Source organism: bacterium (assembly GCA_041649255.1).
In the GTDB taxonomy this organism is placed as follows: domain Bacteria; phylum Hydrothermota; class UBA3073; order JACQXS01; family JAQTXJ01; genus JAQTXJ01.
Genome location: JBAZNK010000002.1, coordinates 55,033 through 77,118 on the forward strand (window position 1 = coordinate 55,033; position 22,086 = coordinate 77,118).

The window sequence follows — 22,086 nt, forward strand, 5'->3', positions numbered from 1 at the left end:
GTAATGAAGGTAGGAATAAATGGATTTGGTCGAATTGGACGGCTTGCTTATCGTATAGCGATGAAAAGCCCTGAAATTGACATTGTCGCTATAAATGATATAACCGATGCCAAAACACTTGCGCATTTGCTCAAATATGATTCAACTTATGGAATCCTTGATGCAGATGTCAGCGCAACCGAAGATGCGATAATCGTTAACGGTAAAAAACATCAGATATTGGCGGTAAAATCTCCGGAAGAATTGCCGTGGGCGAAACTCGGCGTTGAATACGTTATAGAGTCAACGGGAAAATTTACGTCTAAAGAGAAAATAGAAGGGCATTTCAAAGCAGGAGCCAAAAAAGTCATACTTACTGCCCCTGCAAAAGGCGAGATAGATGTTACGGTTGTTTTGGGCGTAAATGAGGAAGATTATGATCCTAAAAAACACAACATAATTTCCAATGCTTCCTGCACCACTAACTGTCTTGCGCCTGTCGTAAAAGTTTTGAACGATAATTTTGGCATTGAAAGTGGTTTTATGACTACCATTCACTCGTATACGGGAGACCAGCGTCTTCTTGATGCTCCACATAGTGATTTAAGAAGAGCAAGGTCGGCGGCGGTATCTATGATTCCGACTTCCACAGGTGCGGCAAAAGCAATAGGTCTTGTTATTCCCGAACTCAAAGGCAAACTTGACGGTATTGCGGTAAGAGTACCTACGATTGACGTATCGGTAGTTGATTTGGTTTGCACTGTAAAAAAAGCAACAACGGCTGAAGAAGTCAATAAGGCAATGAAAGAAGCCGCTGATGGTAAAATGAAAGGTTATCTCCAGTATTGCACGATTCCTCTTGTTTCCTGTGATTTCATTGGCAATAATTATTCTTCAATATTTGATGCCGAAGAAACCAAAGTTAAGGGGACGCTTGTTAAGATATTAGCTTGGTATGACAACGAATATGGTTACGCATCCAGAATAGTTGACCTTTTGAAGTATGTAGCAAATAAATAAATTAAGATAAAAAAATAGGGGAGGAGGTAATTTAAAATTATCTTCTCCCTTTTTTATTATGTAGGTTAGGACACTTACTGAATTTGCTATTGGATTTCTATCCTAATCTTGTGTTAATCTGTGGAATCTCGTGGTTGCCATTTTTTTAGATCTATATAAGATACCAATAAAAAAGCCCTTCCGTTTTTACACGAAAGGGCTTTCTTTTATTCTTAAAAAACTACTTTGTAAGTATCAATTTCTGTGTTGTTTTATAGCTTTGAGTCTGGAGAGTTACAAAATATATGCCTGAAGGCATAGTATTTGTCGTCAAATCAATCGCATGAAGTCCTGATGTCTGGTATTCGTTTTTCAGGGTTTGCACTGCTTTCCCTGTTATGTCGTAGAGATTTAGAGAAACGTTTTCATTCTTTGCCAGCATATACTCTATAGTTGCTTTATTGGAGACAAGATTCGGAGTGAGCTTCAGAAAAGGTTTATTTGCGGTTTGTGATTTTTCTTCTACTGCTACTGAGAAGTAAAAATCAATTCCCGTAATATTACCTGTAACTAACAGATTAGTGTCGCCTTCCATGTGGTACCCCGGGAACTCAAACCATGTTCCAATGTTAAAAACAGCTCCCGTAGTCCCAAAATTTATCGTATAATTTCCAAGAGAATCGGTAAAAGATCCCCAACTTTCCATAGGAGGAGATGCTTTAAAAGCTCCAATCATCATGTTTTTTAGGACATTATTCGGAGGAGTAACTCCTTGAACCGTTACTGTGCCTGAAACTGTTGCTAATGGTGATGGTATAGGGGTAACTGTAAGATAGTCCTGTGCGCTGGAACTGTCTTCATCAACAGCTCTTACGCAGTATTTCCCGGGTGCAGAGCCGTCACGGTTGCCAGGGCAAATAATCATTCCGTCAGGAGTTGGGTTTACATCATACGACCCCATTAGAGGAACGGTGTCTCCATCTCTTGTATACCAGCTGGCTAAAAACATATCGGTTACATCTATAGTGTGGTTTCCATTAAGATCAAGGTAATATTCAAATCTAACGGAATCGCCGACACCGCAATTACATATCCATCCAAGCGTATCTCCCTGGACTTCCGTAGTAGCAGAAGTGTCGTTATTGACCATAAACTTAAAATAAGTAGTCGCATTTGCATTTGTACCCCATATTACAAGTGCCACGCCAACCACTGATACCAAACTTCTAACAAATTTGTGCATACGCACCTCCTTTTATTTCGTAGTAAGCTAATATATAAGGGATTTTTTGTCAAATAAAAACTTGTACTGGCGCGTTACTTCCCTTTGTTTTTTTTTACTTAGAGTTTGTGAGGTAACGAACATTAATCTAACTTATCCAGCTCTGTTACAGTCTCTTTGATGATAGTCCTTAGAGGCTGTCATTCTGAGCGTAGCGAAGAATCTCCTTTTATCATCTCAAATATCATAAATGAAGGTATTCTTTGGTGTTTAGCTAATTTAGGCATCTTTTTCACTTGTTCATTTGTTGGAATTGGTTCATACAATTTTGAAATAAAAAGTCCCGCTTTTGCGAACGGATTTATATAATCCGAAAGGGTTCGGTGCAAAACCGTCATTCGACCTAAGTTATATTTACCTGCGCCTAAGGTAAATTCAAGATTTTGTTTTTCTCTTTTGGAATAGTTATCAACCCCGCGATATTGGTAATCGCCCTCTTTTATCCACCATACGTGTCCCGGCATAGTGGTAAAACAGGGATGAGGAATAGAAAATATGAATTTCCCTTGTTTTTTTAATACTCTATAAACTTCTTTTGCAACAGGGAAAAATTTCTCCATATCCATTATTGCCATAAACGACACGACAATATCAAAATACGAATCTTTTAACACTTTCATCCTCCCGGCATCACTGCAATAATATTTTATACCCAGTGGTTTTTCTTTTTCGGATTTTTGAGCCAACTCAATCATTTTATAAGAACCGTCTATGCCTACAAGCTCTTGAATATCTTTTTGAGCTAATATTCTTGTATTATACCCTTCACCGCATCCTAAATCCAGGATCTTTTTGCCTTTTATGTTTCCCAAAACTTTCAGTATTGCCGGCAAAGAATAAAATTCACGATAAATATCACCTTTTTCCCTGACTGCTTCAGCCCATTTAGGTGCTATCTTATCCCATTCTTCAATAAGAGAGATAGGTTCCTTTTTCATTCCGTTATATTACTATATACTATACATCTATTCTTATCTTTGTAAAAGATTTCTAACCTCACTTAAATCAATATTAGGATATTCCTTTTGAATAAGACTCAATGTATCATCCCATAACTGAAAAAACTCTTTTATCTTCTCCTGATAGGTTGAAAAAGAAAATTCTGTATTAACAATATGAACTAATCTTGAATAAAAATCTTTGGGCTTAATCTTCATTCGCGACTCGGTTTGTTTCATCCACTTCGGGAAAACCAGGAATACTCCATTTAATGCAAAAATGACATTGCATAAAGCATACATTCCTTCTACCAGATAAAAATATATACTAATCAAATCTTTTGAATCTATGCCTTTCTTCAGCGAAAAACTCCACCATTTTGTGTCACTCAGATAAACATTAATGCGATTAATGGTTGTATCATGAGAAACATTTTCTAATCTATCTTTCCACTGAAGTACCCTATCATTAGAATCAAAGCAAATAATACCCGATTGCACGGCTTCTAATTGGTCATCATCGCTCCAGTAAAAATTTGGAAATCTGGCAAGTATCTCATCTATTTTGCGTGATTCTACAAAGTTAATGTGAAGGTAGTGACCTTCTATCCAAAACGTATCTTCATCATCAGATTGCTTAAAGTCTTTAACTTCGGGAATTATACTTTTTATCGTCTCCATTCTCATATCTTTGGGAGGAATAGAATCGCAATATACTTGCATATCAGCATCTGAATCACTATCAGGTTGTCCCATTGCAAATGAACCATATATAATAATTGACCATGATTTATTATCTTCGTGAAGCCCGCGGATAATTTTATCCGCAATACAACGAAGATTATTAACATTTCGGGATGAATTATTTGTTAATTTCTGCGTGTTTTGTTCCAACAAACATTTGCATTCGTTGCTTAATTCAGGGTAATTATCGGCTATAAGGGAAAGGATATCTTTTATGAGCACAAGAATTTGTTCTATCTCGTCTTTAAGTTCAACATTACGAATACTTGCTTTTAACCGCTCAATAGTATTCTGTGGTTTAATAGGCAACATATTTGAATCTTTTTCAAACTCATATCCATAGCCTTTTTTTATGGATAATCCATTAATGGCAAAAAGAGTATCTACTATTTGACCTATTTGAAAATACTTGCTAATAGCAAGACGGATAAAATCCTCTCGCCGGAGTTGGCTGAATACAGGCAAAAGAAGCCAACCTGCAAATTGTCCATCAATAGCCCGGTGCAAAATAATTTTAATACAATCTTTCCTTTTCTCTATTTGAAATTTATTGTTTAACATTTTAATTTATCTTATAATTCCTTTTCCATATCAACAACCCAGTCTTCGTAAATTTGCTCTTTACCATCATTATCAATATAAGGATACTTGCCATCTAAATGAAACGAATCTTTAATTTCCTTGTAACCCAATCGTTCATACCCTTTCTTTATTTTAGCATTATCTTTCGGATTAGCTCCAAGCCCTATTCTTTTAAAACCCCTTTCCTTGCATAAAGATTCGGCAAATTCTAATAATCGGAACCCTATGCCTAATTGTCGTAATGCGGGGACAAGAAATATATCTTCAATTTCAGCATAATCTAGTTCATCTTTTCTTTCTTTCCACTTTAATAATAAGATACCAACGGGAAGTTCATTTATTGTAGCAATTAAATAAGTAACTTCTCCTTTTTCCTGTCTGTTAAATCTATCTTTGTGTAATTCCAAATCATCTTTAACGTATTTCAATACTCGTATATCTTCCTTCTTTACCGGTCGTATGCATACCTTTATCCCATTTAAAATAAAACTTATTTCATTGTCGTTAATTTCCATTTTTTTTCTTATTTTTTAGTCGCATTATTCATAACAGTTTTCTTTTCTAACAAATCCGGCAATTCATTTAAACTTGTTATTCTCTCTGCCCATTTTGGTGTCTTAGCTTTTCCTTTACGGACTATATGAACAAATCGTATGCTTGATACACGAGCCCCTATTCCATCAATTTTAACCTGATCTCCTACCATTACGGCATTTTGGGGAGATATTTTTAGTTCATTTAACACCCCTTTATAACATTCCGGAGAGGGTTTTTTAGATTGATAAGTGTTAAAACCTGCAATCACATTGAACAATTTCTTGTCAATGCCTGTGATGTTGAAAGCATCATATATCTCTTCTTCAAACGCGTTTGAAAGTATGGCAAGTTTATAGCCATCCGACTTAAGTTTATTTAGGGTTTTTATAGTATCATTAGGGGTAATTATTTTATTATAATCAAGCCACATATCCTGTATCTTTTGGGCAAGACTTGTTAAATTTCCTTTAATCCCTAGATAACTCAAAATCTCCTTGTCGTAAAGGGTCCAGAATTTATTCATTCCTCCTTCATAGGTCTCAGGTGAAATTCCTGCTTTTAGTAATTTCATCTCCACTGTTTTCATTGATTTTCTTATCTTTTTCAGGGATACCCGGTATCCTATGTGTCTTAGCACGTTTTGCCATCCGACATCTCCAGTTGAACCAATGACTAAGGTATTCCCAAGGTCAAAAATAATTCCGGTTGGCTTTGCTAAACTAAGTGTTGTCATAATTTTCACCCCAATTTTTTCCTCACTTCATAACATACATACCAGAAACACTTGCCAAAATATATATCAACAATACTTACGTTTTTTCCTAAAATATCTACGATTTGTTTTTCAGAATAATAATTTTTCAATATTTTATATTCTTTGTCATCTTCAAGAGTTCTTATCTTATAGGTATTATTGTCGCCCTTCCTGCCGTTAATCAGTTTCCCGCCAACGCCTTCGTTATATATATTATCACACATAAAAACTATAGCTTTATCTTTAAGCACTCTGTGGAAATTATTTAAGAAAGACTTTATCTTGCTCTTTGGAATATGGGAAAACCAGAAATTTGCAAGCCCGCCGTCGAACTCTCCTTCTGTAAATGGTAATTTATAAGCATTCCCCTTACGAAAAGTTATCTTGCATTTATAGGATTTTGACTTCGCAGATGTTAAAACCGCCTCACTGCTGTCGATAGCTACGATACTTTTCGCCACCTCAGATAAAAAAGTCGTCCAATACCCTGTTCCGCAAGCAATTTCAAGAACCTTTCTGCCGGAAAAGTATTTCTTTATTGCCTTTGTAATGTCTCTTTGCTCGCCTTGCCTTACAGGCTCATCCCTGTGATAAATAGATTCGTAATAATTTTCCATCTCTTTAACACGCTTGGAATAATATTCAGTTAGTTTATCCATTTTCTCCTTTTGTAATCTTCTATACCCGTACTTTTGTTTGTCCGACAGATAATTGATTTTTGCGATACTCATCTAAGTAAATAGTCATAGGTTCGTCCATTTGGTCTCGATAAAGCCCCATCTTAAAATAAAAATATCCCAGCTTCAGGTAATTATATTTTTCGGAATAGGCAGTTATACCTGTATAATTAATAATTTCTTTTCCATTCATCCATACCTTTACAAAACCGGATTCTATGCGTGTAAATTTCATATGAAATACATAGTCTATCCACTGCCCTCTTATTTCTTCTTTGGTTTGAAATAAACGTATACTTTTTTCAGTTGTTTGTAAGGTTATATATAATTCTCCGTTTTGATATCGTAAAGCAAGAAGAGGATTGATTACCAGAGCAGTATTATTTTCATCGCTTTGCTTCCATTGAGCCAAAACTAATCGAGTAGGGACTATTGGAAAATCTTTAGGAATATAAAGGCTAAAGGAATAACTATAACTTTTGCCTTCTTTGGGACCAAGTTCTTTTCGTTCTACCAACTCATCACGTTCACTTGTTTTAACTATTCCATACCCTGGCTGAATACGATCCCCTTTGTGAATAGTAATCTTTATTGCGCTCTTTCCTTTTCGCACAATATCTGACTGGATTTCTACTGCCCCAGGTTCAATTTTTGTTTGATCCCATATGTTACTTAAGGTCTTTTCTTCGAACCCATCATAAAGTTCTTCTAATTTATTCATTTTTCCCCTATTATTACATAGAAAAAATTCGCTCCTACAGAATACAAACTCTCTTCCTTTAACATACGAATTACCTCTCCGGATTCCTTACCCCATTTTTTCTCCTGGTTTTTTATATAACTTTCAAATCCCTTTTCACTGCCTCCGCCTGCTAAATAAAACTGCTTCCCTTCTAAAATATTTTCCTTTCTCTTCTTTTTTGTGGATTTTAAAAAATCTTCTAAACTTTTTAGATGTTCGTTACTCCTTTTCTTGAGTTCAGGAGTGTTATAAGGTGGAATAATTGCATGAATTTTCTCATTCATCCGTACCTCAATATTCTTAAGTCCACATTTCTTAAAAAGATATGGCATCTTTTCTCCTATACGCCAATCCCCGAATCCAAGTTTTTCTAAGCCCTTGTATATCCGGTAAGTATGCTCTACCCTTTCAAGTAAATCTTCAAGAGGAGTTTCCTTTAAATTATTCCATCCCGAACAAATACCGCCAAAATTATTGGGTTCAAAGGCAATTACTTTGCCGCGTTTTTTCGTAATACGAATCATATCTTTTATGGCAATCTCAGGTTCTTTTAAGTGTAGTAACAAAGTATGGCACATCGCAAAATCAACGGATTCATCTCTTAAAGGAATTTTCTCCGCACCACCTCTTATGAACTTAAAATCCTTATTCGCCTTACTTCCCATAATTAAAAGTTTTCCGTTTTTGTCAACCCCAATGTATTTCCCACTCGGAGTTATGAATTTACCATATATGTGGCCGAGATAACCAAGCCCACACCCAATGTCTGCAATGATATTCCCCGGTTTTAAACCGATAAGTTTTACTAATAAATCAATATAATCTTCGTTCCATAGGAATTTCCGCTGCTCGACAAGAGTCCTGACGTGTTCCCGGTCACTCCAGTTAATTGGTTTTTCAGTTTTTTTCATCTTTCACCTCTTACTAGAACTATCCGAAAATATTTTATCATAAATCAAACAACCTTCTTTATATGCTGATTCTAAAAATAATGGTACTTCTTTTACCCTTGAATACTTCATCATAAGTTCCAGAAGAACAGGAGAATTAAAACTGGAATTTTTTAATTGTCTTATTGTTTCATCCCATTGGATAAAACCTTCCCCCGGTATTGCGTGGTCTTCAAAGTCTTTTATCCTGTCAGATAAATGCACGGCAAATAATCGGTCTTTAAACTTTTCTATTAAATTGGAATTTCTCGGCCCTCCAATCTGGTCATGTGAGGAATCATAACAAAATCCAAAATGTTTTGGGTCTAATTCCTTCAAGGCGCATTCCATTAAATCTGTTGCCAAACCGGGTAAAAGATTTTCAAATGCAAAAGTAACACCCGTCGCTTTTAGAATTGGCTCAAGAATCGTACAATTTTCTAGTAAAAAATCTAGATTCTCAGAAAACTCTTCCTGCTGTATCTCAAACAGACTTCCATGTATAACAATAACGGGTATGGATAAATCTTGAGCCGCAAAAATAATGTCTTTGAATCCTTGTATGCTGGTTCCCATTGAACCAATCTGCGGTCCATGAATGCTGTCGATTTGAAGTTGATAGGTGTCTAAAAGTTCCTTAATCTTCAACCGACCTTCTTTCGAAAGATACCGGGAATGGTTTATATAAGAACCAAGCGAAAAATGAGAAAACCCTGCCTTGCTAATCAACTCTACTTGCTTATCAAAAGAGATGTTGTAGTCAAAACAAGTAGAAATTGATATTTTTCTTCTATCTTTTAACATATCTTTTGCCTACTCATTAAAACTTATTTTTTGGGACTCAAATTGCTTCTATAGTGTATCTATATCTGGCCAACCTTCCATACTCTTCCGTAATTTTTGATATTCAGGTCCAAGACTATCAATCAAAGAAACAACCTCCCGGGTAAATTGTCTCATATTCTGATAAGTAACGCTGAGTTCAGTTCGCTTCAACGAACCTGTTGCTATTTTTTCGAGTTTTTCAAGACCACCGACAGGAATTATCTTAAAATTCTTTGCGTCCGTAAGTACTCTTTTTACCCCACGGAAGTAAGTTTTGTTTATTGCCGAGAGAATTCGAAGAGTACAAAAGAGTATCTTTGACTGCACAAGACGACAAAATATTACGTCATTAAGCTCAGAAGCCCTTCTGAGAAAAGACAACATAAAGAGAATGTCGAAGTAGGATTCACCGATAACTTCTCTTCTAAACCGCTCAGGATAAACTTCTACTTTTTTCTTCCAAGCACAGATAAGTCCCTCGGGATCCCATATCACTGTGCTGCGAATTATTTCTCCACAAATAGTTTCCGGACACAGACCAAAAATAGCCCCGTAAGCTGGTTGATAAGCAACATTTGGATTTCCGAATACTTTCTGTAGTGATTGTTCAACTTCATTAACAAGCCAGTAGTCTACTCCGCCTAAGTTGCGAGAATTAACCTTGAATCGGTCACAAGTATGCCCGCAGACAACTTCGCTTATTCCCGGTAGATGCGCCAATTGTTTCTGCCAGAATTTTTTACGCTCTTCTATAGGCAGAATATGGGGAACAATTACGGTTACATCAATATCTGAACCTGAATCAGCTTGGTCTGCACCCATAGCAAGCGACCCGCCAATCATTACTCCCTTGGTTCCCGGGAGTTCCTTGGATAAATCCACAAGCGAATAAGCTATTTTGAGAAGTTCTGCAATCTTCTGACTTTTCTGCATATTTATGATTTCGCTATTCTTGATAATATTACTATTGTCTTCTTTCCTTTGCAACTTATTTTCTAAATTTTTCACTTCTTTGCAAACAACTCGCCATCTTCATCAATTACTTGAAAGCCTTTCTTTCTCAGAACTCTTACAATGTCTGAAGCTTTATATTTTGGATGACAGGGATGACACTCCATTCCAATCTTTTTCACCTTGTCCAAAAAAGAAATATCTCCTTCTAAAAAGATATCATATTCTGCGCCTTCCGCATCTATTTTCAGAAACTCAACTTGTTTAATTTTCTCTTTAGACAGGAACTCTGGCAAAGTAATGCAATTCACATTAATTGCTTTCCCGAACTTAAAATCTTTATGCTTGTAAAATGTATGCCCGTCTGTACGTTCTGTACAAGTGAAAAGGTTTCTTTTCCTGTTAATATTACTAATAGCGAGTTTGTAAGGAGTAATAACTTTATCCAAATTGTTTTCACAAATGTTTTTCTTTAACAGGGCAAAGTTCTCGGGAAAAGGCTCAAAAGCATATACTTTTACATTTTTTGCCGCTGTTGCCATTCGCAGGCTGACAGTGCCTATATGAGCGCCTATATCTATAATTACACTGTTGTCTGGTATAGATAACCCCTTAACATTATAAACAGGTTCCCCATGTATCCAGTAGTAAAAAACGGTTTCGCAATCCTTTGAATGTGGTCTGACGTGAAAAACAACTCCAGCTGGAGTAGTTAAAGTAAATGTTTTCATAATACCCCTTTATTTTTTGCAAGCCAAATTGAAAATTCTTCAATGGTTTTTACATTGTCTTTAATTACCGCATTGTAAATATCCATACTTGTGAATTTTTTTCGGTGTTCGGGATGCCTGTGGTACAGGTTCTTTATTGTTAATATTGTAATACGATTTTCTTTATTGATTTTTGATTTCAAATCCTCAAATTGTCTTTCATGAACTTCTGTCTGATTTGAATCCATAGCCCAGATATCAATTTTCCACGTATCCTGTGAAAGAATTTTTGTGTATACGCCCCAGTAAAGTCCCATCGGAAGCCTAATATCTTTCATAATAAGCTCATTCCTGTAATGCATCCTGTCAGGTTTTAGTTTTGACATTATCTCCTTGCCCAGTTCAAAGAATTTATGTCCGTCAAACTTTTTTACTTCAATGTGTATGTCCAGATCCCGCCATGTCATTAGTTTTAACACATAACTTCCGGTTATAATGGGAGTCCCATATTTAGATAATGTTTTCAATAGTCCGAAGTCCTTTAATAATATATCCGCTTCCCTGACAAGCTTTGTGTTTAATCTCTCTACCTTATTCATTTTTATCTTTTCAATTCTGTCTTGTATTTAATTTTTTATTCGCGGCCCTTCACGGATGAACTTTATCACTAGTTCCTTCCCTTGACCATACTTCTCACCGTGATACCCACCGTATTTTTCCTGAATCTCAAACCCTGCATTTAATATGATTGATTCAAATTCCTCAGGATAATAATACTTCATAACAATGTCCTGTCTTACCTCATTTATCAACTTGTCCCCATCATATACCCTATATATCATTGTAGGGTATAAAACCTGATTTGCAGGGTCTATTTTTTGTCTTTCATCAAAATGTATTATTTTATGTCCTGTCTCAGAGTCAATTTTTTCCCAGCAGAATGTTTCTCCCTCTTTTCGCCACGATTTCTCCATTTCTTCTTTTAAAAGAGACGGATTGAACGCGTTTAAGATACAAAACCCTCCCGTAGATAGATGTTTTTTAATACAATCTAAACAGTTATTAAGTTCTTCAATAGTTTCAAGCGCTTGTATAACACGGAAAGAAGCAATAATCATATCAAAAGTCTTATCCAATTGAAAATCACAAATATCTCCCATAATAGCATTTGCTTTTCCGGTTAATTCTTGTTCTTTTATTTTCCGTAAGCACTCCGTAATCATCGCCGGGGAGTAATCAATTCCTGTTATGTTTACTTCTTTTTTTGCTAATGGAATAAGTACTCTTCCTGTCCCACAGCCTAATTCCAGGACATTATGAATCTTTTTGTCAATTTGCGACAGGTAGAATTCGATATCATCAACTGCATTACTTAAGTCATATAAATGGGGAGAATATTCCCGCTGGTCTTTAATAATTTTCATATATTCCTTCCCTCTGGAATAAAAACCTTAATTGTCATTTTCAAAATCTATCACCCCGCCGGACATTATCGTAAATCCCACCTTTTTATAAAATCTGGTAAGTTCCGGGTCGAAAATAGTATTTATCATTTTTATACCATCTGATTTAACTTGCTCAATAACCATATTGAGTAACTTTGTTCCAATATTTCGACGCTGATAATCAGGATGAACCATTAAATCCCTTACATACGCATCATCAATTTTATCACTTACCACATCTATATATCCTACTAATTTGTCCTCTGAAAAACACACTGCGCAAAAATAAGTATTCCCAAGAATTTTCTTATATTTTTCAACCCTGCTATCCCACCCAACGGATTTTCGCAAATCAGCAACCTGTTCAGCTTTTAGCCCGGGATTCTTCTCAAATCGTAAATCCATAGCTTGTCTCCTTTTAATTTAGTTTATCCTTTTGTACCATAACAATTGAATTTCATCAGGACATTCCTTGTAAACACCATAATGTATTCCTTCCAAATAGCATCCTTGTTTACTATAAAACTTACATGCGTCTACATTGTTATTTTGCGTTTCTATTTTAATACGTTTACAATTTCTTTCTTTTGTATACTCTACTGCTTTATTAAACAATAATTTCCCTATTCCTTTTCCTCTATATTCAGGTTGAACTCTAATATCCCATAGAACTGTCAAATCTTTCCGACCTTCAAGCATACATAATTCAGGAGTGTCATATGCGATAACAACTCCACCTATTGTTTCGTTTCTATCATTTTTTGCTATGAATAATCCCCAGTTTTCAAGATTCCATTTATCTTTCCATTCTATTGGCTTTTCGTAGTTATCATAATCTTTAATAAGTGGATTAGCTGTGTTTTCTTCATAAATTTTTATTCCACCTAAACCATTTTCTAAATGATTAATTCTTAAAATACTAGAAACTTTAAAAGCACCGGATATCTTTGAGTATTCGTTTAATTGACTCGGTTGTATCGGTATTATTTTTATCATTTTATCTTCCATATTTAGCTGCTTTTTATGTTTCACGGAATGATAATTTGCCTTTGAGACCTGCTATAATAAGCTGATTATACTTTTGATATATCATTTTAGCTTCATTAAACCCTGCTTTTTTAAGTTTAGCAATATGGCATTCAGCCGAATAATATTTCACTACTTTCAGTATGTCTTTTCCATTAACTTTCTCAACCCATTCTTTACGGGAAGTAAATTCACGCCAGGGTTTAGTTGAATTGTCTTTTGTTTTGGTATCGTTTATCATATCGCCTATCATTAACAATTTACTGGTTCGTCTTATGGGTAATGCATCCTCTCCTATGAGTATTACCCCATTTTTTTTCAAAATGTTATAAAAATTCAGGTATAACTTAGAATAATCTACAAAAGACAATCTCATTGCATCAGTAGTATAAATTGCGTCGTATTTACCTGAAAAGGAACAATCCGAATTATCTTTTTTCAAAAACCGTATTCTATTACCGAATCTTTCCGTCTTTTCCCTTACTATCTTTAGTGTTTCTTTAGAAATATCAGTAACATCAATTGAAATATCATCTAATTCTTTCAAGAGCATTTCTGCCAATATCCCGGTTCCACAAGACACCTCTAATATATGAGATTTCGGCGGCAATATCACCTTGAAAATATCAACAATATAATTCAATAAGTCCAAATAAAAAGGTTGTCCTAATAGAAAATTATCTCGTATTTTATATTCCTTCGCAATCAGGTCGCTTCCTATTTCCATATTTCTTTTATAATATTCAATATCCTTTTTCATTTTTCTCCTTTTTTATCTCTTTTCCCTGATGGTTTGGTCCCAAGTAATTTGCCAAGATTATCATGTTTTTCTAAAAGTTGTAGTTTATGTCGTAGTATCCTTGCAAGCCAGTGCTTAACGGGAGTTATTTTTCCAAGTTCATTCAAAGCTTTAGAATCGCCTTTAAGCCAACCCGATAGGGAAGACATAAAAGAAGAGTGCCATTTATTACAAGATAAGATATTTGGATATGTGTCTTCGCATTGGAGTATGCCTTTCTTTTTGGGAATATTCTTTGAATTAAGATTCCCGATTTTTATGATAACCTTTTCAAGATGCCTGAATACTTTTGGCGCGCATAACCAGATTTGTTCGGTATTATCCAATAGATTCTTGCCATCAGATACTTTTTTACAAATCTTTGCTCTAAGTTTCTTTATTTCCGGTAACTCCAATTCTGCAAAATACGGGTCCCCAAAAGGAGAGTTTCCATACGCGCTCCAGTTTGTTTCATCTCCACATATATCACCGGAATAAACGTCTAACATATAACGATTTCTCTTATCATCCGACCATATAAGCGTTTTTATCCACCAACGGAGTCTATGTATCAATCTCGTCACAAGAAGTATCTTCTGCTCCGAAGGTTTCCCTAAAGTAGCATAAATCGCTGTAATAATACTATCCCAATCTTTGCCAAGGTTATCTCGCATAGCGAGTTCGGCTTTAGCTATATCAAGAGGCGCATTTTTAAGCCACGCATCAAGACAATATACATAATAAGACATCAAAGTTTTCCGTTTAGAGTCAGCCGTATAACATCCATAAATAAATTCAGGACAGGTTTCTTTTTTAATAGCCTCGCAAACCTGCATTAAAGGGTTTGGAAACGTATAATGCCCACAGGGAGGCAAATGTTTTATCATTCTATTTAATATTTCGGATGCCCAATTTGGAATCTTACCAATAGCAACTTCTTCCTCAAATATCGCTTTTAATTCAATAGATGAAGGAATATCTTCGCCATATTTCTTACTTTTATCCCAACCGGCATCATATGGAGTTGAATTCCATGCCCGGCTTGTGATACTTTTTTCGTAATTCTCTTTACACCATTCTTTTTTCATTGGTATTTACAATTTATTTTAGTTGCTTTGCTTCCAAATAAGCCATATGAGCCCATGTTTTTGGAGTATATCCGGAAAAATTTCGAAAAATAACTTTCGTAATAATATTTTTTTCTTCTGCTAATTTTATCAATTCGGAAGACTTTGGTAATCCTTCAGGGATAAGAAGCATAACAAGCAATGGTTCTAAATCTAGCTGATTATGGATTTTTACCATATGAAGCCCATCGCAGCAAAACTCAGGATGATTAGTTAAATCAATAGTGCGAAAGAAAAACTTAACAGCAGGTTGAAAGTTTTCTTCAAACTCTTCCCATGTCGGAACTCTTCCAATAATTCGCTCATACACAACTTTGTCCGGAGAAGGACAATTTCCTGCAGTAAACATAATATATTCAAAGTAATCAGACGGATCCCCGGCAGCATTTCGTGGACCATTTGCTAAAAATTCACCCGGCATATTAAGAGCTTTACAGGCGGATAGAATACATCCTGAAGCAAGTATCTTTTTCGCAGTTTCTACAGACGTGCCATGACATAGCATATCAGTTAGACATCCTTCCGCAGTGCAGAAACGACATCTGGTAAGCTTCTCTACTTCAGGTAGGACAAGTCTTCGATCGCGTTGTGTCTTCATAGCCTTCTGGATAAATGCATCGAGATTGTCAATTCCGGGATGAAAAAATGTACGTATTGAATCGGCAACAATGTTGCGAATTTTTGAGTCCTCAAACCAAATTGGTACTTTTCGCCCATGAACTAACTCATAAAGACAATATTCATTTAAATCCTGTAAATCCCTTTTTGTGGGATTTTTATAGTCAGAAAAACTACATTGATAGTGTCTTAATTTTGTATCAAGTCCCCAACTAAAGGTGCAATCGTAATCCCCTACGGTGATTATAAGGGAAAAACCCTGTTCCAGAAGCCATTTCTGTACTTCTGGTGATTCTACCGGGTTTTCTGTATTAAGTAAGCAAATATGCTTATCCACTAACCGTTCTATATTCATTTGTTAATATTATTTTTTCTATCGTTTACAACTTATTAGCTTATTTCAATAATATTTGCGCCCTTTTAAAAGCTTCATTCAAAAACTCCTGTGGTTTTTGAAAAGCCGACCTTCGCATTTCTACCTCGAGAAGAAAAATGCCTTCAAATCCTATCTTGTGAAAAACCTTAGTAAATTCATCCCACTTAAATGTCCCCTCAAAAGGCAGGATATGGTCATCTTTTTCGCCTCTGTTGTCGGAAATATGAGTAGTAAATAACCTATTCCCGTATTTGCCCAAAATTGTAAGAGGTTCGGATAAAAGATTATCATGGGACGAATCATAACATAAGCCATATTTAGAGTTGTCTATTCTATCCAGCGAGAAATAAACTAAATCGTTTATTAGTCCGGATGGCAGGTTTTCAATGGCTAATTGTATATCTTTTTTCCCTATATATTCAAGCAAAGAATAAACCTGTTTAAGAAGGATTTCTTTTCTATCTTCAATAGAATCAACCCTTGAAATAGAAACAGGATGAAATATAATCGTTTTTGCTCCCAAAAACAAAGCAGAATCTATACACCTTTTAAGTAAATCCATAGCATTTAATGAAATACTTTTCTCGGGAGAGGAAACATCAACATCCTTGAACGGAGCATGAATAGAGCAAATTTTCAGTCCCGAATCCTGTATCATTTCTTTAAGATTTCTTTGTCCGGTTATGTTTAAATACCCGGAATGTTCGAGATTGCCTCCTCCCAAGGAAATATGTGTAAATCCGGCTGCCTTTATCATAGGCAATTGTGTTTTTAATGGTATATCGTAATTAAAAGTAGTCCCTATAGATAACATTTTCTTTCCTCCACTCTTCTTTGTTTTTACTGCTTACTTCATAATAAGGATTCCGTATGTATTTGGGTCATAACTTATTGGGACTTGCCAATCACCGGCATTATCCATTCTTTTTTGCTTACGTCTGAAGTTCAGTCTCCATTCTTGTCCATTTTTGCCTGATACTTCAAATTGGTTGAGCGGAATACGTGCTTCTACAACCCAAAAATTATTCCCTTTTGTTGCCTTTACTTCATAATTTCCATTCCAATTTCTATCAATACCTTTAATTCCCCCATTATTGTCTGTTGATATTTTTTGGTCAAAAGCCGTTCCAAGAGGATTAAAATAAATCTGGTAAACTATACCTTTTGACGGGTCCGGGCATAAAAAGAAACCTATGCAATCCTCTGCATAAACAGCGTCATCTTGTTTCACTGCAGTAGCAAAAATGGAATCCATTTGGGATTCTTTACAATGTGCAGCAACATAAAGGTTACTGTCATCATAAGAAAAATAGAAATATGTAGAATCTATCTTCATCGGGTTTCCATCAGCAGAAAAAAGCAATGAAGCAGGTTTTCGCCATATAGATTCGGATAATTTGGCATCCATAACAGGTGAGGTTTTTGCCCGATTAGCATATGCTTTACGGGTAATAGACAAAGGTTTTGTAACGCCATACTTTTTGCCTTTAGCATAAGGAAAATTAATGGAAGCCTGTGGAACAGGGTAAAGCTTTTTGCTTTTGTTTTTAATACTGAATTTTAATATGGAGCTATCTTTTGCCGAAATCTTTACCAAAAGACTCTTAGGTGTTACAGACCATCCTTCCGGTATTTTCCATTGTAGCGTATCCTCAAGAACACAATCGGGACTTAAATTAGTCAGTTTTACAATTATGGTATCAGAAATGGGAACATTTTCACTTGCCGATAAAGAGTTCCTGAATGTAAGTCCTGCAACTGCTATTGTATCCATAAATATGCCTTCTTTTATTGTAACTTCTTCCCATGGCAACACACTACCTATTTTTACCGGGGCAATTGAAATTCCATTTTTATCAACGGTTACCCATGTAAAATGATATTCCAAACCGGTTGGTCCGGGGGCACAAGCGCCGCCAGAACTTCCTACGATAGTATAAAGAATGTTATCAAGTTTTCCGCTAAAATAAGAATGTAAATGTCCGTTAAACACCGCATCAACTCCATAATTACGGAATAAACTGTGTAATGTATCCGTTTTGCCGTTAAATATGGTTTCAATCCAGAGGGGTTTATGAAAAAAAGCAAAAGTATAATCGGCTTTTTGATGTTCTTGTAAATCTTTAGTTAGCCAGTCAATCTGTTCTTTGGGGAGTTCTACGGTGGATTCCCAGCGACTATTATCAAGAAAAATAAAGTGTAGGTTCTTATAATCAAAAGAATAGTATGGTTTGCCGATTTGATTTTCATATATCCTGCAAGTTGTGTCGTCACGAATATCATGATTACCCGGTGTAAAATAAATAGGCATTGAAAGAGGAGATATTATTTTCTTATATTCTTTCCATTCATTATCCTTGTTATCCCCTTCTATCATATCTCCCACTGTAATTACAAAATCGGGTTTTACCCTTTCAACTTCTTTGACAATTTCGTCATATATACCCGGCATAATCTGACCTGCGCGGTCACCGATAATTGCAAAACGAACAGGAGATTCGTTGTTTGTTACTACCTGTTTAGCCGCATACCCAACGTTCAAACTTAACAACAAAACCAATAAAACTTTTACAGATAAAACATATCTTTTCATACATCCTCCTTTATATTTTTAATAAAATTATACGTATACTTGTAAAACTGTTTCCTCTCAACACTTTATTTTGCTGTTTATCCATCCGGTAATTTTAAGAATAGTATCCTGAACAGTAATATCGGAATTATCCAAAACATCTACGGAGTATTGTTTTTTATAAAAATCTTTCAAGAATGACTGATTCCAATCAAGATGAACTTGTATTTGTTTATCCCTTTCCTCAGGAAAACGCCAGAGTTCTCTTTTATACAACCTATCTTTAAGCTCTTCATTTCTACAAACCAATGCCAAATAATGTATTTCAGAAAAATATTTTCTATTAGGGCATTTTTCAAACTCTCCCGGACTTATACTTAAAAATAAGGCTACAGGCAGTTTATTTTGTGAAATATGAGAACAAACTAATAACCATACATTCCGATACTCCGGAATCCCACCTTCTGCATCCGCAAACCCTTTTCGCCATAAAAGGTCACCCTCCAACATAATGGCATTCGGTTTCTTATCCGAATATAAAAGTTCCTTGTAAGCTGAAGATTTACCTGTCCCACTTGCACCGGTTATAACGAGTAAAGGCATTCTGAGAAATTTCTGCCTGTAGTTACAGAAAGGACATATAAGAAATGACCCGTCAGGAATAACTTCCTTGTCTTCACTATATTTCCCACAATTCGGGCAAATTCCAAACATAGTTTCACCTCTCTTAAATTATGCCTGCATCCCCATTTTTGCGGATAGTAGGTTCACTCAATCTTTCACGGCTACCAGAGTAACAAACGCAAATCGTGATTCAGGATTCTGTTCTCCCTGAAACCGTATGATACGCAAATTACATTTTTCAACTTCTTCCCAAATTTCTCGTGGGTCTACTGAATAATTTGGGACCAAAGTCTTCGCATTAACATCTCCCTTGCAAGGATGGTAAAGTTTTACCTCCACGCCTTTTTCTTTCATAAGGTTCCATTCTTGTTTCTTTTTTAGATTTTCTATACGCTTTGGTTCCCATTTGGGTCTTTTAAGATTTATATTTGGATGTGTCCTATCCGCTCCTTGCATCATAACAACACCACCCGGTTTCAAAACTCGAAAGCATTCTTTAAATACTGTTTTTCTGATGTCACGTGATGGCAAATACGTTAGAAAGTTAGCTAACATAGATACAGCATCACACGCACTATCTCTAACAGGCCAGTGAAAGTCATTCACCAATTCAAATCTTGCCCTGTCTTTGAAGCCTTTTTTATGAGCTTGCTTTCGTGCAGCTTCTATAAACTCAGGAACGATGTCTACACCTGTCACCTGATAGCCGGCTCTGAGAAAAGCAAAAGATTCCTGCCCTCCGGCACAGCCGGCAACAAGAATATGTCCGTTTTCCTGAATATATTCCTTACAAAGTGATAACTCCCAACCACAAAGCCCTTTTCTGTTAATATTCCTGTCCGGGTTGGAAAAATGTGCCAGAATATCAGGTTCTTGATACAGAGTTCTGGCTCTTTCTATCATTATCTGAGCAAATGTTTTAGTTCCCTTGTTTTTCATAAAACCTCTCCTTTATCAAAGCTATTCTTTTCCTAATATATTTTTTAATTTCATCTTTGCAAGTTATTTTTTGAGGAAATATCCTTACTTAATATACCCGCCTTTTTGCATATTCCAGAGTTTCTTATAAGAGCCTTCCTGTTTTATCAATTCCGTATGAGTGCCTTTCTGGACTACTTTACCTTTTTCTATTACGATTATTTCGTCCGCGCTCATAATCGTTGATAACCTGTGGGCGATAACGACCGAAGTCCTCCCTTTTAACAGGTTCTTTAAATCTTTTTGTATTTCATATTCCGTCTCCGAATCAAGAGATGATGTCGCTTCGTCAAGAATTAGTATTTTCTTATCTGCCAGAATAGCGCGTGCAATAGAAACTCTCTGTTTTTCCCCGCCTGACAGTTTAACTCCACGTTCACCGACTATCGTATCTTCCTTTTTAGGAAACCCTTGTATAATTTTGTCCAACTGCGCGAAACCGATGGCTTTCATTACTTCTTCCCTGGTTGCATCCGGTTTTGAAAACTTTATGTTATTGTAAATCGTATCATTAAAAAGAACACATTCCTGCGGAACAATGCTCATCTCATCACGCAGGGATTCCTGTTTGACGCTATTTATGTTCGTACCGTCAATGGTTATTTCTCCCGAGTTTATGTCGTATAGCCTGTAAAGCAGTTTTACTACGGTTGTTTTACCTGCGCCCGAATGTCCTACCAATGCAATTTTCTTTTTCTTAGGTACTTTCAAGTTAAAGTCTTTTAATATAGTTCTTTCTCCATATTTGAAATTAACGTTTTTGAATTCGATTGCGCCTTTTGTTATTTCAAGTTCTTTTGCGCCGGGAGCATCTTTTATTGCGTTTTCCAATTTCCCGAATCTGAAAAGGGATTCAAAGTCTGCCATTGATCTGTAAAAACTTCGTATTCCCCATACAAAACCGAACAGGTTGCCGAATAAAGAACTGAATACGGAATAAACGAAAACCAGCGTTCCTGTTGTGCACTTACCTGCAATAAAATCGGTTATCGTAAAATAAATTAAGAAAAACGTGCCCAACCCGAGTATCAAGCTTTGTACCGAATCAAGAAACCTGAAATAATTCCAGAATCTCAGTGTTTTTTCTTTCGTATTTTCGCTTATTTCGATATATTTGTTTTTTACGAAACTTTCTTTGCCAAAACATTTGACGGATTCGATATTGGTAAATACGTCGGAAATGTTTGCCCGTTCACTATCTTCCGCCAGGTTTGATGCTACGTTTGCTTTTTCCTGCAGTCTTTGAATGAAAAAACTGTAAGAAATGAACACTATCATAGTTATGAATGTAACGACTCCCGATATCCAGTTGAAATATACCAATGAGAGTATTGAAATTGTAAGTTGAAGAAACAGGGGGGTAAAATTAAAAACAATTGAGTCAGTCATTCCTTCAACGGCTCCGCCTATTCTTGTAAGTTTTGAAATCAGGCTTCCCGTCCTGTTAGTCGTATGAAAATTATAATCCATATGGACGAGATGATTGAAAAACTTTCTTTTTACGTCCGCAATCATCCTGACTTCAAGTTTGTTTATAAAGCCGAGGTGTGTTATTTTAGCGAAGACTTTGAACAAGGTAATCCCTATATAACATATTGCAATAAAGATTAGGGTTTGAGTAAAACCCGGCAAATCAAGAGTGTGTGAAAGGAATTCGGCACCTTTGTCTATCAAAGCCTTAAACAAAAACTTATCCACCAGTGCTGAGGATTCTATCAGCAATATAAGTACTAATATGCTCGCAAAAAGCAGTTTTTGTTTCTTTACGAAACTCCAGTACAACTTAAAGTTGTACTTAAAATCAATTTTTTCTTTCTCTTCCATTTTTGCCATAAGTTTAAAATAAAAAAGCCATCCGACACTCCCATGGAGAGTGCGAATGGCCTGTAGTAG

General features: G+C 35.8%; 24 protein-coding genes. 1 reads left to right on the forward strand and 23 read right to left on the reverse strand.

Annotated elements, in window-relative coordinates:
• Positions 1 to 3 precede the first annotated feature (3 nt).
• Positions 4 to 999: a type I glyceraldehyde-3-phosphate dehydrogenase gene (gap, locus tag WC614_01685; protein ID MFA5031706.1), complete on the forward strand. Its 996-nt coding sequence runs from the start codon at positions 4 to 6 to the stop codon at positions 997 to 999.
• 220 nt (positions 1,000 to 1,219) lie between these two features.
• Here gap and WC614_01690 read toward each other — a convergent pair whose 3' ends face one another.
• The 23 genes from WC614_01690 to WC614_01800 form a co-directional block, all read right to left on the reverse strand.
• Complete coding sequence (locus WC614_01690; protein ID MFA5031707.1) at positions 1,220 to 2,221, reverse strand: T9SS type A sorting domain-containing protein; 1,002 nt, start codon at positions 2,219 to 2,221, stop codon at positions 1,220 to 1,222.
• A gap of 179 nt (positions 2,222 to 2,400) precedes the next feature.
• Positions 2,401 to 3,198 carry a class I SAM-dependent methyltransferase gene (locus WC614_01695; GenBank protein ID MFA5031708.1) on the reverse strand — a complete coding sequence of 266 codons (798 nt, stop codon included), beginning with the start codon at positions 3,196 to 3,198 and terminating at the stop codon, positions 2,401 to 2,403.
• A gap of 33 nt (positions 3,199 to 3,231) precedes the next feature.
• Positions 3,232 to 4,503: a hypothetical protein gene (locus WC614_01700; protein ID MFA5031709.1), complete on the reverse strand. Its 1,272-nt coding sequence runs from the start codon at positions 4,501 to 4,503 to the stop codon at positions 3,232 to 3,234.
• Positions 4,504 to 4,514: 11 nt separating this feature from the next.
• Entirely contained in the window at positions 4,515 to 5,039 is a 525-nt protein-coding gene (locus WC614_01705; protein MFA5031710.1) for a GNAT family N-acetyltransferase, read from the reverse strand.
• A gap of 8 nt (positions 5,040 to 5,047) precedes the next feature.
• The gene (locus tag WC614_01710) at positions 5,048 to 5,794 is read right to left on the reverse strand and encodes an HAD family hydrolase (protein MFA5031711.1); all 747 of its coding nucleotides are present in this window, start codon (positions 5,792 to 5,794) and stop codon (positions 5,048 to 5,050) included.
• A 5-nt stretch (positions 5,795 to 5,799) separates the two neighbouring features.
• Positions 5,800 to 6,474, reverse strand: a complete 675-nt coding sequence (locus WC614_01715) for a class I SAM-dependent methyltransferase (GenBank protein MFA5031712.1) — start codon at positions 6,472 to 6,474, stop codon at positions 5,800 to 5,802.
• A 19-nt stretch (positions 6,475 to 6,493) separates the two neighbouring features.
• On the reverse strand, positions 6,494 to 7,213 hold the full coding sequence (locus tag WC614_01720; protein MFA5031713.1) for a polysaccharide lyase: 720 nt from the start codon (positions 7,211 to 7,213) through the stop codon (positions 6,494 to 6,496).
• Positions 7,210 to 8,145, reverse strand: a complete 936-nt coding sequence (locus tag WC614_01725) for a methyltransferase domain-containing protein (GenBank protein ID MFA5031714.1) — start codon at positions 8,143 to 8,145, stop codon at positions 7,210 to 7,212. Before WC614_01725 ends, WC614_01720 begins: the two co-directional genes overlap by 4 nt.
• Before the next feature lie 3 nt (positions 8,146 to 8,148).
• Positions 8,149 to 8,967, reverse strand: a complete 819-nt coding sequence (locus WC614_01730) for a sugar phosphate isomerase/epimerase family protein (protein ID MFA5031715.1) — start codon at positions 8,965 to 8,967, stop codon at positions 8,149 to 8,151.
• Positions 8,968 to 9,015: 48 nt separating this feature from the next.
• Positions 9,016 to 9,996, reverse strand: coding sequence for a hypothetical protein (locus tag WC614_01735; protein ID MFA5031716.1), 981 nt, complete (start codon positions 9,994 to 9,996; stop codon positions 9,016 to 9,018).
• Positions 9,993 to 10,670, reverse strand: a complete 678-nt coding sequence (locus tag WC614_01740; protein ID MFA5031717.1) for an FkbM family methyltransferase — start codon at positions 10,668 to 10,670, stop codon at positions 9,993 to 9,995. Before WC614_01740 ends, WC614_01735 begins: the two co-directional genes overlap by 4 nt.
• Positions 10,667 to 11,248 (reverse strand): hypothetical protein, encoded by a 582-nt coding sequence (locus WC614_01745; GenBank protein MFA5031718.1) that lies wholly within the window; start codon positions 11,246 to 11,248, stop codon positions 10,667 to 10,669. The genes WC614_01740 and WC614_01745 overlap by 4 nt, the downstream gene beginning before the upstream one ends.
• Before the next feature lie 27 nt (positions 11,249 to 11,275).
• Positions 11,276 to 12,073 (reverse strand): class I SAM-dependent methyltransferase, encoded by a 798-nt coding sequence (locus tag WC614_01750; GenBank protein ID MFA5031719.1) that lies wholly within the window; start codon positions 12,071 to 12,073, stop codon positions 11,276 to 11,278.
• A 27-nt stretch (positions 12,074 to 12,100) separates the two neighbouring features.
• Positions 12,101 to 12,499, reverse strand: coding sequence for a GNAT family N-acetyltransferase (locus WC614_01755; protein MFA5031720.1), 399 nt, complete (start codon positions 12,497 to 12,499; stop codon positions 12,101 to 12,103).
• A gap of 18 nt (positions 12,500 to 12,517) precedes the next feature.
• Positions 12,518 to 13,102 carry a GNAT family N-acetyltransferase gene (locus WC614_01760; protein ID MFA5031721.1) on the reverse strand — a complete coding sequence of 195 codons (585 nt, stop codon included), beginning with the start codon at positions 13,100 to 13,102 and terminating at the stop codon, positions 12,518 to 12,520.
• Between the two features lie 13 nt (positions 13,103 to 13,115).
• A complete protein-coding gene (locus WC614_01765; GenBank protein MFA5031722.1) occupies positions 13,116 to 13,880 on the reverse strand; it encodes a class I SAM-dependent methyltransferase in 765 nt (254 codons plus the stop codon).
• Positions 13,877 to 14,986, reverse strand: coding sequence for a hypothetical protein (locus WC614_01770; protein ID MFA5031723.1), 1,110 nt, complete (start codon positions 14,984 to 14,986; stop codon positions 13,877 to 13,879). Before WC614_01770 ends, WC614_01765 begins: the two co-directional genes overlap by 4 nt.
• A gap of 13 nt (positions 14,987 to 14,999) precedes the next feature.
• Positions 15,000 to 15,998, reverse strand: coding sequence for a hypothetical protein (locus tag WC614_01775; protein ID MFA5031724.1), 999 nt, complete (start codon positions 15,996 to 15,998; stop codon positions 15,000 to 15,002).
• A 40-nt stretch (positions 15,999 to 16,038) separates the two neighbouring features.
• A complete protein-coding gene (locus WC614_01780; protein MFA5031725.1) occupies positions 16,039 to 16,833 on the reverse strand; it encodes a sugar phosphate isomerase/epimerase family protein in 795 nt (264 codons plus the stop codon).
• Between the two features lie 33 nt (positions 16,834 to 16,866).
• Complete coding sequence (locus WC614_01785; GenBank protein MFA5031726.1) at positions 16,867 to 18,612, reverse strand: metallophosphoesterase; 1,746 nt, start codon at positions 18,610 to 18,612, stop codon at positions 16,867 to 16,869.
• 57 nt (positions 18,613 to 18,669) lie between these two features.
• A complete protein-coding gene (locus WC614_01790) occupies positions 18,670 to 19,305 on the reverse strand; it encodes a hypothetical protein (protein MFA5031727.1) in 636 nt (211 codons plus the stop codon).
• Between the two features lie 57 nt (positions 19,306 to 19,362).
• On the reverse strand, positions 19,363 to 20,154 hold the full coding sequence (locus WC614_01795) for a class I SAM-dependent methyltransferase (GenBank protein MFA5031728.1): 792 nt from the start codon (positions 20,152 to 20,154) through the stop codon (positions 19,363 to 19,365).
• Between the two features lie 84 nt (positions 20,155 to 20,238).
• A complete protein-coding gene (locus WC614_01800) occupies positions 20,239 to 22,026 on the reverse strand; it encodes an ABC transporter ATP-binding protein (GenBank protein MFA5031729.1) in 1,788 nt (595 codons plus the stop codon).
• Positions 22,027 to 22,086: the final 60 nt, after the last annotated feature.

Coding starts and splice junctions, on each gene's coding strand:
- WC614_01705 (MFA5031710.1), bottom strand. CDS start 5,039: ATGGAAATTAACGACAATGAAATAAGTTTTATTTTAAATGGGATAAAG.
- WC614_01715 (MFA5031712.1), bottom strand. CDS start 6,474: ATGGATAAACTAACTGAATATTATTCCAAGCGTGTTAAAGAGATGGAA.
- WC614_01785 (MFA5031726.1), bottom strand. CDS start 18,612: ATGAAAAGATATGTTTTATCTGTAAAAGTTTTATTGGTTTTGTTGTTA.
- WC614_01760 (MFA5031721.1), bottom strand. CDS start 13,102: ATGGAAGATAAAATGATAAAAATAATACCGATACAACCGAGTCAATTA.
- WC614_01690 (MFA5031707.1), bottom strand. CDS start 2,221: ATGCACAAATTTGTTAGAAGTTTGGTATCAGTGGTTGGCGTGGCACTT.
- WC614_01700 (MFA5031709.1), bottom strand. CDS start 4,503: ATGTTAAACAATAAATTTCAAATAGAGAAAAGGAAAGATTGTATTAAA.
- WC614_01795 (MFA5031728.1), bottom strand. CDS start 20,154: ATGAAAAACAAGGGAACTAAAACATTTGCTCAGATAATGATAGAAAGA.
- WC614_01695 (MFA5031708.1), bottom strand. CDS start 3,198: ATGAAAAAGGAACCTATCTCTCTTATTGAAGAATGGGATAAGATAGCA.
- WC614_01755 (MFA5031720.1), bottom strand. CDS start 12,499: ATGGATTTACGATTTGAGAAGAATCCCGGGCTAAAAGCTGAACAGGTT.
- WC614_01770 (MFA5031723.1), bottom strand. CDS start 14,986: ATGAAAAAAGAATGGTGTAAAGAGAATTACGAAAAAAGTATCACAAGC.
- WC614_01730 (MFA5031715.1), bottom strand. CDS start 8,967: ATGTTAAAAGATAGAAGAAAAATATCAATTTCTACTTGTTTTGACTAC.
- WC614_01765 (MFA5031722.1), bottom strand. CDS start 13,880: ATGAAAAAGGATATTGAATATTATAAAAGAAATATGGAAATAGGAAGC.
- WC614_01710 (MFA5031711.1), bottom strand. CDS start 5,794: ATGACAACACTTAGTTTAGCAAAGCCAACCGGAATTATTTTTGACCTT.
- WC614_01775 (MFA5031724.1), bottom strand. CDS start 15,998: ATGAATATAGAACGGTTAGTGGATAAGCATATTTGCTTACTTAATACA.
- WC614_01740 (MFA5031717.1), bottom strand. CDS start 10,670: ATGAAAACATTTACTTTAACTACTCCAGCTGGAGTTGTTTTTCACGTC.
- WC614_01725 (MFA5031714.1), bottom strand. CDS start 8,145: ATGAAAAAAACTGAAAAACCAATTAACTGGAGTGACCGGGAACACGTC.
- WC614_01780 (MFA5031725.1), bottom strand. CDS start 16,833: ATGTTATCTATAGGGACTACTTTTAATTACGATATACCATTAAAAACA.
- WC614_01790 (MFA5031727.1), bottom strand. CDS start 19,305: ATGTTTGGAATTTGCCCGAATTGTGGGAAATATAGTGAAGACAAGGAA.
- WC614_01720 (MFA5031713.1), bottom strand. CDS start 7,213: ATGAATAAATTAGAAGAACTTTATGATGGGTTCGAAGAAAAGACCTTA.
- gap (MFA5031706.1), top strand. CDS start 4: ATGAAGGTAGGAATAAATGGATTTGGTCGAATTGGACGGCTTGCTTAT.
- WC614_01750 (MFA5031719.1), bottom strand. CDS start 12,073: ATGAAAATTATTAAAGACCAGCGGGAATATTCTCCCCATTTATATGAC.
- WC614_01800 (MFA5031729.1), bottom strand. CDS start 22,026: ATGGCAAAAATGGAAGAGAAAGAAAAAATTGATTTTAAGTACAACTTT.
- WC614_01745 (MFA5031718.1), bottom strand. CDS start 11,248: ATGAATAAGGTAGAGAGATTAAACACAAAGCTTGTCAGGGAAGCGGAT.